Origin of the sequence: Paenibacillus amylolyticus, from assembly GCF_036894225.1 — a bacterium.
In the GTDB taxonomy this organism is placed as follows: Bacteria; Bacillota; Bacilli; order Paenibacillales; family Paenibacillaceae; genus Paenibacillus; species Paenibacillus amylolyticus.
In genome coordinates, this window is the sequence record NZ_CP145892.1 from 6,581,872 (window position 1) to 6,595,369 (window position 13,498).

Below are 13,498 nucleotides of genomic sequence, written 5' to 3' on the forward strand. Positions count from 1 at the left end.
CAAGCACGCTGACACAGGATATCAGGTCAAAACCAGGATGGATGGGTCAAAACAAAAAGGGGGTACCGTCATGCAGCTATGGCAGGAGATGGAGCGGGAAGGCATGGAGGAACTCATTTTTTGCCATGATGCAGATAGTGGATTGAGGGCGGTCATTGCCATTCATAACACGGTCCTTGGACCTGCGCTCGGCGGATGCCGCTACTGGACTTATGCATCCGAGGAAGAAGCTGTTCGGGATGCTGTGAAGCTTGCCAAAGGCATGACGTACAAAAATGCAATCTCTGGACTACCGTATGGTGGCGGGAAAGTGGTCATATGGGATGTACCTTTTGCCAAGAATACAAAACCGGATGAGGATGGTTGCGGATCTCAAAGTGTTGAGCAGGTCGCTGGAGATCTAGGGGTAGAGCAGCAAAAGGGCGCTGCCGCTGAACGGAAAGTCGTCGCCGATGAGGGTGCTGATCGTATAGATAAGAGCCTGGATACGGACGTATCCAAGCGGGCGCAGCGCTTTCGTGCACTGGGTCGTTGTCTGGAGCGGCTGAACGGGCGATACGTGACCGGTCTTGATCTGGGTACCACGGCGACAGACATGGACCAGATCCGACTGGAGACCGCACATGTGACGGACACCACGGGTTCGCTTGGGGCGCAGGATGACTTCACTGCCGAGATGACCGCCTACGGCGTACACATCGGCATTGTGACCTCGCTGCGCCAGCAAGGCATTGAATCTTTGCAGGGTATTCCCGTTGCCGTCCAGGGACTGGGCAAGGTCGGGTATGCCCTGTGCCGTTACCTGTATGCAGCCGGGGCACGGCTCATTGTGGCAGACGTTGTACCGGAGCGTGTACAACGTGCCCTTGTGCAGTTCAGCGGCGCCATCTCGGCCGATCCGGCCCATATTCACGCCGCTGACTGCAAGGTCTTCGCCCCCTGTGCCCTAGGGGGCGTACTGACCCCGGCAACGGTGGAGGAGCTGCGCTGCTCCATCGTTGCCGGGGCGGCCAACAACCAGCTGAGTGAACGACAGCTGGTTGCAGGCCGCATGCAGGCGCGCGGCATCCTGTACGCGCCTGATTATGTGCTCAACGCAGGCGGAATCATCTCCACCGCCTACGAGCTGGAAGGCGCCGGGCCTGACCTGATCCGCCAAAAAGTGGCGGGGATTGCAGGCACGCTGAGCAAGGTATACGCAGAGGCTACGCAATCTGCGATCTCCACAGCCGATGCAGCCGATCGGCTAGCCGAATCCTTCCTCCAATCAGGCCATAAAAAATAAGGTGTCCCACCCTGCATCTAAGTATAATCATACAACCAACACATTCTCCGCCACTCTATAGGTTCTAAGTTTGAATGTACCAGGAACTCATTATGGGCTTCATTGGATTCCGACTTACCTCTGCAAGAGAGCCTCCACTGCTTTACCTCATTCTAACGAACCTGATACACGTTATTAGCCCCTTTTAGCATGAATCTAATATCTAACGAATCTTAGGCACGTTATTGTGCCTAGTTTGGTTCTTTTTCAAGCTAAATAGCTACTTTTCCGAAGGATAGCGTTCCTGAGGTTCGTTAGAATTTATATTTCAGATTTTCACCCTGAATAGGTTGTCTCAGGTTCGTTAGCGCTGCGGCGAAGGTTTCCTTGGGGTAGTATCACCTATCAAAAAGAGCTAACCTAGACGTAAGTGTCCCGGTTAGCTCTTTTTAGCTCTTTTTAGCTCTTTTTAGCCCTTCTTAGTTCTTCTTAGCACTCTTAATTCTTCTAGGCTCTTATCACTTCGTCCTTCTACTTTCTAATCCCTTATCGCTTTTGCTCTTGCTCTTGATTCCTTGATTCCTTGATTCCTTGATTCCTTGATTCTTTGGCTCATTTTTTTCCAATCGCTCTCTGTACGGATTACATTAAGTTTTCTTGTAAACCGTCCCTCTCAACGTAATCCACCCTCTTTTCTTTCCTTCTTTTACTCTTTTATTCTTCAGTTCTACTACTCTATTCTCAAACGGCAACCGACCTCTTCTTCGCTGTCTTCTTCTCTCGAAACAGTAGCGTCCACAGCAACACATTCGCTACGATCAGTAGCGCACCATAGATCCACACGCCCCCCGACACTGATCGGAAAAAGACATGGACTCCCCATAACATAGCAAGCACAGGAAGGGCGGCGAATACATACCAGCCATCACTTTGCTGTGCCATACTGAAGGATTGGGAGAACGGCGGCTTACGCAACAACAATTTGCCTGCCAGTGGGACAAGCGCCGTAGCTGTCAGCATAATAATTGCAATATCCGGCAGTATCCGTGATCCAAATGTCCAGGTAAACAAAATGGCATTTGCCAGAAATATAGGCAGGAACATGTTGCATAAGAATGCCTTTAGAGCGCCTTTATACAACGCGCTATCATTCGCCATCGGTGCAGCGCGAAAAGTCCAGAATGCCTTATATTGTCCTGAAAATTTCAGCATGACCACAACCGTTACAACCAGCATTAGTACGATATAAAAAGTGTATACAAACGAACTTTGCCTAAACTCCGCCCAGGTAGAAGACTGCAATTCGGTAAACCAAAATACATAAGGTAAAACAAATGATAAACCAAGCGATGGATACACCTTCAGCTTGAATTCCCGTTCATTACGCATCATGCTGGCTGACAGACGGAAGCAAGCCTGTTCCTCTCTGGAACGACTGACCACCTTGGAGATCAACCGATCCCATCTTCCACGTCTGCGTCCGGAGGACTGGCCCGAATGTGCCATTTTCTCCAAATACAATTCAAAGGAAGGCATAAGCTTCACATATACGATCATACTCACCACAGGAACCAAGACTGCCAGTGCTGTGAACGTATAGATCCACACATTCCCGCCCCCTGCAAATAACCATTCATATGCAGCCGCATACCATAATGGAGGTAACAGCAACTGCCACCAAGCCGGGGTAAATACCATACCAAAGTCAATAATACTGAACGAACGAATGACCAGCTGATAACCGATCGCAATCCCCACGGAAAGCAGAATCTGCACCATATTGATCATATCCTTCAGCTTCTCACCATCCAGAAACTTCATCATGAACAGATAGATCAGAGACGTTGTCACCAGAATCAGCATATTGATCAGAATCAGTTCCACAAGGAAGATCAGAAAGAATCCGATTCCATGCGTTACTAACGCGGCAATTAGCGGTATACCGGTTAATGAACCTGTCAGTAATAGCAGGTATACGCCCGCATGGATGGCTCGGGCCATCCCCACCGTTCTTCCATTAACGGGCTTGGTCATAATAATATTACGATCCCGGATGTCCAGCAGCACAGAGGAAAAATCCGAGATCATGGACGTCATGATCATAAACATTAAGATGCCAAACACAAGTCCCATCTGAAGCATGAAATGCCCCGTATCCCAGACGATGAAGGGAACCATCATCAGTCCCATTAATCCATATAACCACAGGGATCGAAGAAACTGATTACCTTCCTTGCGCTCCTTTTTCCCTGAATTGTTGGATAAAATAGTAGGTACTCTGCGTTGATCCATCTGGAACTTCACTCGCAAGATCAGGCGCAGCACATCATAATCCGCCCCTGTTCTGGCGATGAGCGGACGAAAGCGATCCAGAATCTTGAGTGTGCGGAAGTCGGAGGATTCCTCCATATCAGTACACCTCCTGCACAATGGATACAAAACGCTCCGCAATGGCTTTATGTTCATTAAAGCCCGTCAATTGATTGAACACTTCTTCCAGCGTGCCTTCCATGGATTGCTGTTGGAGCTGCTTGAATGTACCGTCTGCCACTACGCGCCCTTCAGCAATCAGTACAATTCGACTGCTGATCTTCTCCACCACATCCATGATGTGTGACGAATAGAAGATGGTTGTGCCTTTGGCTGACAATTGTGACAAAATCTCTTTGACCACCATCACACTATTGGCATCCAATCCGCTGAGTGGTTCATCCAGGAACAACAGATCCGGGTCATGCAGCAGCGCAGAGATCAACAGCACTTTCTGACGCATACCTTTGGAAAAAGAGGCAATGCGGGAATGATATGATTTTTCCATTCCAAAACAATCCATCAATAGCTTGGCTTTGTAATCCGCATCCTCATAGGACATACCGTATAACTCTCCCGTAAAAGTCAGATACTCCGCAGGCGTTAATTGTTCGTACAATTCCGCCACCTCCGGAACATAGCCGATTCTGCGTTTATACTCTACATCGCCATCCGCAATATCTTTACCAAAGATTCGCACCGTGCCTACATATCCTTCAACCAGCCCGAGTAAAATCTTAACCGTCGTACTTTTGCCAGCCCCGTTTGGACCAATATATCCAATCATCTCACCGCGATTTACTTCCAGATCGATGCCGTTCAGCACATAACGTCCGTTGTATCTCATACGCAAGCTTTCAATGGATAGCACTTGTTGTTCACTCACTTCGTTATCCAGCTCCTGTCTCTATCTTTTTCTACAATTCTACTAGTTTACCACAGATTGGGATGGTAATGATCGGAAATAGGTCACGGTATGAGCCATCATCTGGATATCCCTTTCGAGTAAAAGCAACACGTAACATGCGTGAATACATCACAAAGCCCCTATCCCACCTTATGGTAAGAGACAAGGGCTTCCACTTTATGTTGAATCTTATTTTCTAATATCTAAAAGTCTTACTGCACCTTAACAATCTGAAAATGTTGATTCATGCCGCCATTATCCGTCCACTGGATGGCCGCAGCCCCATCTGCCAAGGATTGACTGGAGATGTCCAAGACCTTGCCTGTACTGCGGTTCTTCAGTTTATAATAACCACCACCTACATGGACAAGCTGCCACTGTTGGCTGGCCCAACCGCCATCATTCCACTGTTCAATGACAGCCCCATCGGTCGTGGCACCATTCTCCACACCAATTAGCTTGCCACTGGAACGGTTGATGATTTTGACATAACCGCCACCCGCATCGGTAATCTGCCACTGTTGACTTGTCATCCCCCCATCTGCTCGCTGCTCCAGATCAGCACCGTTGGCGGAAGAACCCCCAATGACATTTAGCAATTTGTTACTCTTACGGCTAATCAGCTGATATGAAACATTCGGGTCCCAGACATCCGGTGTACTCACTCCGGTCACAGTCCCTGTTGCTGTATCAATCGTAATACTGCTGGCCCAGTTCATCGCCAGACTAGTTGCGCTAGGGAACGATAGGGGCAGCCAAACATACTTGGAATCCTGCACCGGTCCGCTCCATGCACCAGCCCAGCGATCACCCATGTAGAGATAGGATGTGGTCTGTGAACCTTCTACTGGAACAACATAGGTGGATTGAGAACCATACGTTGTGCTGTCTCCAAAATTGCTTAGACCGCTCCATGTGCCTGTAATGCTGGAGGCTGTCGCATATTTGGCCTGATTTGGATTCCAGCCGGTCGCACCCGAGGTGATCAGGAAGTAGACGCCGTCTTTTTTGAATAGGGCTGGTGCTTCACGATATTGTCCAGGCCACAGCGTTGTGACTAGGGATTCCACACCCAGAAAATCCGGGGTCAGCTTATATATATTCAGATCAGCATTCACTCGGGTCGCAGAGATCAGATAAGCGGTTCCGTTATCGTTGTATACCGTCATGTCTCTGGAATCATACCCAAGTGGACGATAACTGCCCACATATGTGTAATTGCCATCCACCGTATTCGAAGTAGCTACCGCCACTCGGGCCTCGCCATAATCCAGACCATTCTCCTTGTGCATCCACAGCACATATTTGCCAGTAGCACTGTTGTAGATGACCTTTGGGCGTTCAATGTTAGAGATATTTAGCTCGGCTGCCGAGCTGCTGGTCAGCACATCATTGCGATACTCCCAGTTCTTCAGATCCGATGAACGATACACCGATACCGCCTTGAACGTTCCATTCGTATTACGATTCTCCCCAAACCAGTAATAATACCCATTTGCCTTGATCATCCCGCCCCCATGAGCATGAACGACATTGCCATTAGTATCCTTGAACTGTATCCCGTTCGTTAGACTGAGCGGAGCAGCTGAAGCATCCGGTCCGGGTGCAAGCAGCATACCTATGGATTGCAGCGCCAAAACCAAAGCAAGCAGATAACTTAAGCGGCGGGTAAAGCGACGTGATTGTGTATTCTTTTTCAACCATCCATCGTTCATAGCCATATCGTAATGCACCTCCATGTTTTTTGTGAAGCGCTTACATAAAAGAAAATCGATATGTCTCATCTGCCTCCGATCGATGATGCATTTCAGCATTAGAATTCCTGGCAATACTGGCTGGGCGTTCACCTCCCTGATTCCGATTGTATCCGCCACGTTCCTGCTCGAATAGTGAACAATCCGGCGGAAGATGTACAATTTTATACTCCGCTCTCTCGATCAACAACAAAAAGACGCTTCCCCCGAAGCGTCCTCTGCTATACCTGCCCTGCCCCTCCATGATGTAACGATCTCTAGGTGTGTGCGGCTGTTCATAGGCAGGTTTTTATATGATGTTTTATCGGCGTATACTCGCCCTTATTGCTTAATCTTGGTCGTCAAAATCCTGGTCAAACGATAACACTTTACCTGTGTTGGCATCGATATCTACATCTGCTTCACCTTGAGCAGTTCTCAGTTCGATCTCATACACATAGCGACCATCATCATGATCCAGCTCGACTTTGGTTACTTTACCACCCGTAACTTGTTTCAACGCAATGTTTGAAGCCTGGGATGCCGTCAATTTGACCTGCTTGGAAGTAGAGTTATTAGATGTGTTGCCTGATACAGTACCTTTATAATCGTCGTCATCATCGTAGTCTTCATCATTCACGACCGCAAGGATTTTGCCTGTATAAGCATCCAGACGAACGACAACATCATTGGTTCCTTTTCTGTCGATCTCAACTTCATAGAACGTTTGGCCGTTTCTACGCTCCAGATCCACGTCATCCACTTTACCATCGGCTGCTTTTAACGCCAACGCTTTCGCTTGGGATGCATTCAGCATTTTACCTGTGCTGTTCTGATTCTGTGTTGCAGATTGTGTTGTTGACGTTGGTGTAGTTTGCACCGATTGTCCGTTCACATTCCCGCTAGCCGCTACGGCCGATCCACCAAGTAATACTGCTGCTGACAAGCTACCAATCCAAAGTTTATGTTTGTTCATCATCATCATTCATCTCCTCGTTGTTGTTGTTTCGTTCTCGTCTACATTTATAGAATAACCTGCAGGAATGAGAGATCAGCGAGAGTTAGATTAGAATTTGATGAGAAAATGAAGAGAATGCTCATTTAATGAGTGTTCATTATGTATGTAATCTAAAAGAAATGAAAAAGATGACCCCTACATTAGGAATCATCTATCCAACAAGGTGTAACTCTATATTCAATGGATTCCTGTACAAATGTTAATCATCGTCCTCATCCCAAGTCACCGAACGAATTGCTCCTGAGATGGCATTCACTTGCACAATAGCCTCCCGGCCATCCTCCAAATCAATTTCAACCAGATAATATGGATTCCCGCTGTTGGTTCCACGCAGTTCGATGTCGTCCACTTCCCCCGGAACCTCCGCAAGTGCCTTCTGTTTGGCTTGTTTCTCGCTCAGAAACTGAGGTTTGGGATCATCCTTGGTTGGTTCAGTTGTCGGGGCTGCTATTGTTTTGGAAGCTATCGTCTCTCCCGTGTATGGATCAATCGTGAGTTCTTCACGACTGTTATCCTTTGCCTTCACTACCGCGGTGTATACCGGACTGCCTTGCTGCTCCACAAGTTCAAGCGAGACCAATTGGTTATCTGTTTGTTGTTTTAACAACGCCGTTTTGATCTGCTCGCGGCTCCATAACGTCTTCTCTTCCGCTTGCGGGTTCGACTCCAGCCGTTTAATGGAATTCACAGCAGCTGTAACGGCATCCACTTGCACATCATATAGGCCGGTCTCCGAACGGAGCTGCATGATATACGTCCCGTCCTTCAACGTCGAATTTACAATCTCTCCTGGATATTGATCAAGCACCGATTGTGCTGCCGCATCTGCCGTAAGTACCGCACCAGTCGATTGCCAAGGCTTCCACCACACCACAACTGCCACAATCAGCACAACGAGAAGCCCTGCACCCCACCAGAGTGACCTTCGCGATTTTGCCCATCCGCTGTTCCCCTGTTCATGCCGTTTCATCTCCGGTGGTCGCTGCTCATGTTCTGTCATCACGTTTCCCCCTATGCACTCTCTTATCATCCCCAGTTGATCTGATGCTTATCAGTATATAAGAGAAGAATGAGAATTTCATGAGAGAGGCCTGTTCTGAACCGATAAAGGCAAAATAATTGAAGCCTCGGTGCCTTCACCCTCGGTGCTGGTCAGTTCGATCCGTGCTCCAACTGCTCCTGCAAGCTCTTTGGCGAGTGACAATCCCAGACCTGAACCACTTGCCCCTAAGCTGCGTGTTCTGGCCGGATCAACCCGGTAGAATCGGTCAAATACCTTCTCCAGCTCGTCCTCCCGCATACCAATCCCGGTATCCACGATCCGAATACGGCACTCTTGCCCCTTGGCTTCCAGCCTGACTTCAATTGCATCCTCACTATACTTCCGGGCATTATCCAGCAAAATAAACAAAAGCTGCTTCAGCTTACTCTCATCGCTGATCGCCCAGATTGGACCTGGATCTTCACACCGAACTTCACGGTGATAGGCTTCGCGAAACGCACGTGTGGAGTCTGTAGCCAGTCTCGTGATATCCACACGCGCCAACTGTACATTCCACTGCTCTGGCTGCTTCGCGAGCAGTAACAGTTGCTCGGTCATCTCTCGCATGCGAACCGATTCGGACAGAATCGCTTCCACCGCTTCATCAAATACCTCGGGCCGCTCTTTTCCTCGCCGCTGTAGCAGACTGGCGTAGCTCTCAATAATGGTTAGCGGTGTTTTGAGCTCATGAGATGCATCGGATACAAATCGCTCCTGTCGCTCAAAGTTGGATTCGAGCAGATCCATCATCCGGTTGAACGTCTGTCCCATCGTTTTCAGTTCATCCTTAGACCCTTCCTCCAGTGGAAGACGCTTGAATTGGCCGCTGGACTGGATATCAGTCATCGTGCGTGTCATCTGCTGAATCGGTCTGGTCATTCGATTCGCCAGAATCCGGCTGGAGATAATGGCTGGAATGAGAGCAATAATCGTGACCGCCACAAGCACAGTTCGCAGTACAGACAGACGATTCTCCGTCTCTGCAATGCTCTCGGTGACTTGTACATTCACCACCTCGCCATCAGGCCAGATGACCGGGACTGATACCCACACATAACCAATCTGTTCAACTTGGGTATACTCCGATTTCTTCTCACTTTCGTACTTATAAGGCAGCTTGCTCAGCTGCTCGGAAGCTGCTGTTGTTGTCACCGGGGAACTGGTGCCGTCTTCATTAACAATCCGGAGCATGCCGTTCACAGGCGCGTAGGCCCGTAACAAGTCATCCGGCGGAATGGAGCCGGCAGACTGACGTACTCCTTTGACAATAGACTCCGCTTCCGCTTCCACCCGATTAACCTCGTTATCAATCGACATTCGTTCAAACACGATGTAGACCGACAGGTTCACCGCGATTAACAGCACAGCAAATAATACAGACGAATACCCGTAGATTTTACTGCGCAGGCTCATAACTGTTCCTTCAGGACGTATCCTACGCCCCGTACGGTATGTATTAAGGGCGGTGTGAATCCGTTATCCACCTTTTTGCGCACATAACGGATGTACACATCCACCACATTGGTATCTCCATAATAATCGTATCCCCACACGGCCTGCACAATCTGGTCACGACTGAGCACCTGACGTTGATTCTGAAGCAGATACACGAGCAGGTCGAACTCACGTGGAGTAAGCTCAATGGCCACACCATCTCGGGATACCTCTCGCGTTCCTTCATTTAGTTTCAACCCGGCAGCCGTCAACCAGCCCGCCTCAGCTTCATCCTGATGCCCAGAAGAGTCATTCCCCATATCAGCAGGTGTAGAAGAAGAAGCGGAAGAAACAACAGACGCCACTGCACTAAGCCGCAATGCAGCCCGAACTCGGGCAAGCAGCTCTTCAATCTGGAAGGGCTTGGTGATGTAGTCATTGGCTCCTAGATCCAGGCCGGATACTTTGTCTTCTACAGAATCTTTGGCAGTGAGCATAATGATCGGAACCGTAGCATCTTTGGCCCGAACTCGCCGCAACACTTCAATTCCACTCAGACCAGGCAACATCACATCCAGCAGAATCAGATCCCACTGTCCTTCAGCATACTTCTCCAGTCCTTCTGTTCCACTACCAGCCTTGCCCACCTGATATCCCTCATACTGTAGTTCCAGTTCCAGCAGACGTGCTATTTTGGGCTCATCCTCTATGACCAGCACGGCTTCGTTCATGCAGCGCTCCCCCTCATCCCCATCATTTCATTCTCCCGTTATCTTACAATAACATCTACAATTTGCCCAAGGCATCTTCAACCGGATGCTCCCCGGCAATCAGATCAAAGGCCATTCGGTACGTCTTCTCTTCCTGCAAAGAAGCCACGATTACGCGAGCTACATCTTCACGCGGGATGCTTCCTGGCTCCAGATCGGTTCCAACTGCGATCTTACCTGTGCCCGGTTCATTCTTCAGACCACCTGGACGTATAATCGTGTAATTGAGATCACTTGCAAACAACACACGATCCGCATAATGTTTCGCCACGTAATAAGGCTTAATGGACTCTGACCATTTCTCCCGTTGATCTGCGCCATACGCACTGACCAGAATATATCTGGAGATTCCTTGCTGCTCTGCGGCTTCCATCGTTTTCACCGCACCGTCGAGATCAATAAGCAGTGTTTTGTCCTGACCGGTAGATCCGCCAGAACCCGCCGTAAACACAATGGCATTATGATCCTTCATTGCCTCAGCCAAATCCTCTACACTACCCTCCAGGTCACCAATCACCACATCTGCACCGAGTTCCTTCAGTGCATCCGCCTGCTCCGGTTTGCGGATCATAGCCGTTACTTTATGTTTGCCTTCCTGTGCCAGCTGCTCCACCACAAACTTACCGATTTGTCCATTTGCTCCTATAACTAAAACGTTCATACGTCATTCTCCTCTCAGTTGAACGGATGGCTTGTTGTTGCTCCCCGTTCCTTTTATTTAAAGATACTCATCCTATAATTTAAACGAAAGCCGGCGCTTCTAAGCGCCGGCTTCATGTCCATGCCCGTTCAGTACCTCTATGAAATGTGAAGGATTCCATCGTTCCATTAATATGCCATATCCCCTAGGTACTTTATACGCGACCTCACATCGACCACTTCTGCCGCACCTTTTTTCATCTGAATATCTGTTATTCTTTGTAATGGTGACAACCAAAAAGGACGCCCAAAAGGGCGCCCTTGAATGGCATTAAGATTAGTAAGCCAGTGCGAACAAACCGTGAATGTGAGCCAAGTAACGGATGTTACTTGCTTCTTTCATCATGGTTGCAGGCAGACCTTTCAGACGAGTCTGGTTGCCACCGATCATGCCGACAGCATCTTTACGACCCAGACTTCCCAGCGTACCGGAGAATACTGGTGTGAAGGATTCCATTGCGCCACCTTTGAACATAACGCCCAAGTTGTGACCAATAGTCTCACCCATTTGCCAAGCCAATTGTGCTGTTGGAGGGTAAGGGCGAGCGCCTTCGCTAGGGAAGACCACTGCGCTGTCACCAGCAACAAACACGTCTTTGTGAGAAGTAGATTGCAGAACTTCCGTAACTTTCGCACGGCCACGATCCACTTCAATTCCGCTGTTAGCAACAACAGCGTTGCCTTGTACGCCACCTGTCCATACGAGTGTGTTCGTAGGGATGGAGCTGCCGTCTTTCAGCAGAACTTCGTTTTCTTTCATCTCGGTAATCGCTACGCCAACGATGAAGTTAACGCCACGTTTCTCAAGACTTGATTTAGCACGTTCAACCAGCTCTGGCGGGAATCCTGCCAGGATGGAAGGACCTGCTTCAACTGTGTACAGGGATACTTCTTTGAAGTCTATGCCTTTTTCTTGACATACAGCAGGAAGCAGGTCAGCGAATTCGCCAACAAGCTCAATACCTGTCAAGCCGCCGCCACCAATAACAAACGTAGCGTCTGCTTTGTTGCCGGACTGTTTGTAAGCATCAAGACGTGCTTCAACGTGTGCACGAATACGGTTTGCATCGCTAACCGATTTGAGCGTGAAGCTGTACTCTTGCAATCCCGGAATTCCGAAGAATGCCGTTTCGCTGCCCAAGGCAACGACAAGTGCATCGTAAGAGTATGTGGAGCCGCTGGTCATCAGAACTTTTTTCTCATCCGGCTTGATTGTATCCACCGTATCGATTTTCAAGTTCACGTTTTTGCCACGCAGCAATTTTTCAAGTGGAAGAGCAACTGCTTGTTCAGCAATGCTTCCCGCTGCAAGACGGTGCAGTTCCGTGATAATTTGGTGTGTAGGGTAACGGTTCACGACAGTAATTGTCGCTTCTTCCGGAGACAAGTATTGACGCGCAGTCAATGCAGTCAACAGACCGCCGTATCCTCCACCCAAGATCAAAATTTGCTTCGACATATCCATCCTCCGTTCTTCTAAGTCTTAACGTTTCGGTTGTTGACGCTCGTTCAAGATGCTCAAGAAAGATTGAGCAAAACGAAGCGATTGTTGTACGTTTGGATCTTTAAGCATTTTCAGCATAGCGAACAAGCCAACTGAAGTTTGCTCTGTTTGCGCACGGTCATTGGCTTCGATGGCAGCAGAAGCTACACCTTTAGCTTTGTCTACAACAGGCTTAGCGAACTCGCCCATTGCGCTCATTGTGTCGCTGATCAGAACTTTGTCTGTTGCTACACTTTGTGCAAAGTCATAAGCTTTTGTCATAGCAGTAACCATTTCAGCCAATTTAGGCAGGTTCTCCACCAGAACGGTTAAAGACTCCTGTACCTCAGGCTTCATCAGTTGATCCAGAACGTCCAAGGACTGGCGCTCGGAAACGTTGGCACCTTCTGTAACTGGCACCTCTTGTTGAGTAGGCGATTGTGACATAAGAGAAAGTCCTCCTTTACTTTGGGATAGAAGTCCGCGACTTTCATGATGCCTGTCAAGCAGAGCCGAACCACAAAATACATCGAATACATTTAAATGTACCAAATTTCACACAATAGGATGAGCGTAGCTCATGGCCACTCCCATATCATGCATTGTATCTTGGATCTATTGCGGACAACATGTGTTGACGCACAAAACGACAAGCAGGCCGAAACCGAACTCTATACCCTTATATTACACCTCTTACACATGAACATGAAAAAGAAATTTTTTACACTTGTGAAGATATTGTGAACATTGTAACAAAATCGATTTTTTTGTCAACCCATGAAGGCAAGCTAACGCCGCCGATCCTCCTGTCCAAGATCCGTATTCCTACCACATGTGG

At 48.6% G+C, this 13,498-nt stretch carries 12 protein-coding genes; 1 reads left to right on the forward strand and 11 read right to left on the reverse strand.

Annotated elements, in window-relative coordinates; translation table 11 throughout:
- Window positions 1-70 precede the first annotated feature (70 nt).
- Window positions 71-1,285, forward strand: a complete 1,215-nt coding sequence (locus V6668_RS28975; RefSeq protein ID WP_338707302.1) for a Leu/Phe/Val dehydrogenase — start codon at window positions 71-73, stop codon at window positions 1,283-1,285.
- A gap of 720 nt (window positions 1,286-2,005) precedes the next feature.
- Here V6668_RS28975 and V6668_RS28980 read toward each other — a convergent pair.
- The 11 genes from V6668_RS28980 to V6668_RS29030 form a co-directional block, all read right to left on the reverse strand.
- Window positions 2,006-3,673, reverse strand: coding sequence for a hypothetical protein (locus V6668_RS28980; RefSeq protein ID WP_338707303.1), 1,668 nt, complete (start codon window positions 3,671-3,673; stop codon window positions 2,006-2,008).
- Window position 3,674: 1 nt separating this feature from the next.
- Window positions 3,675-4,460 (reverse strand): ABC transporter ATP-binding protein, encoded by a 786-nt coding sequence (locus tag V6668_RS28985; protein ID WP_036606587.1) that lies wholly within the window; start codon window positions 4,458-4,460, stop codon window positions 3,675-3,677.
- Between the two features lie 233 nt (window positions 4,461-4,693).
- Window positions 4,694-6,202, reverse strand: coding sequence for an RICIN domain-containing protein (locus V6668_RS28990; protein WP_338707304.1), 1,509 nt, complete (start codon window positions 6,200-6,202; stop codon window positions 4,694-4,696).
- 34 nt (window positions 6,203-6,236) lie between these two features.
- The gene (locus V6668_RS28995; protein WP_338707305.1) at window positions 6,237-6,428 is read right to left on the reverse strand and encodes a hypothetical protein; all 192 of its coding nucleotides are present in this window, start codon (window positions 6,426-6,428) and stop codon (window positions 6,237-6,239) included.
- Window positions 6,429-6,563: 135 nt separating this feature from the next.
- Window positions 6,564-7,160, reverse strand: a complete 597-nt coding sequence (locus tag V6668_RS29000; protein ID WP_338707306.1) for a PepSY domain-containing protein — start codon at window positions 7,158-7,160, stop codon at window positions 6,564-6,566.
- A 271-nt stretch (window positions 7,161-7,431) separates the two neighbouring features.
- Window positions 7,432-8,232, reverse strand: a complete 801-nt coding sequence (locus V6668_RS29005) for a PepSY domain-containing protein (protein ID WP_165789942.1) — start codon at window positions 8,230-8,232, stop codon at window positions 7,432-7,434.
- A gap of 78 nt (window positions 8,233-8,310) precedes the next feature.
- Window positions 8,311-9,687 carry a sensor histidine kinase gene (locus V6668_RS29010; RefSeq protein ID WP_338707307.1) on the reverse strand — a complete coding sequence of 459 codons (1,377 nt, stop codon included), beginning with the start codon at window positions 9,685-9,687 and terminating at the stop codon, window positions 8,311-8,313.
- Entirely contained in the window at window positions 9,684-10,439 is a 756-nt protein-coding gene (locus V6668_RS29015; protein WP_100528216.1) for a response regulator transcription factor, read from the reverse strand. Before V6668_RS29015 ends, V6668_RS29010 begins: the two co-directional genes overlap by 4 nt.
- A 55-nt stretch (window positions 10,440-10,494) precedes the next feature.
- Window positions 10,495-11,139, reverse strand: coding sequence for an SDR family oxidoreductase (locus V6668_RS29020; protein WP_127550365.1), 645 nt, complete (start codon window positions 11,137-11,139; stop codon window positions 10,495-10,497).
- Window positions 11,140-11,454: 315 nt separating this feature from the next.
- The gene (locus V6668_RS29025) at window positions 11,455-12,636 is read right to left on the reverse strand and encodes an NAD(P)/FAD-dependent oxidoreductase (protein ID WP_036606574.1); all 1,182 of its coding nucleotides are present in this window, start codon (window positions 12,634-12,636) and stop codon (window positions 11,455-11,457) included.
- A gap of 24 nt (window positions 12,637-12,660) precedes the next feature.
- Entirely contained in the window at window positions 12,661-13,107 is a 447-nt protein-coding gene (locus V6668_RS29030) for a DUF1641 domain-containing protein (protein WP_017691658.1), read from the reverse strand.
- Window positions 13,108-13,498: the final 391 nt, after the last annotated feature.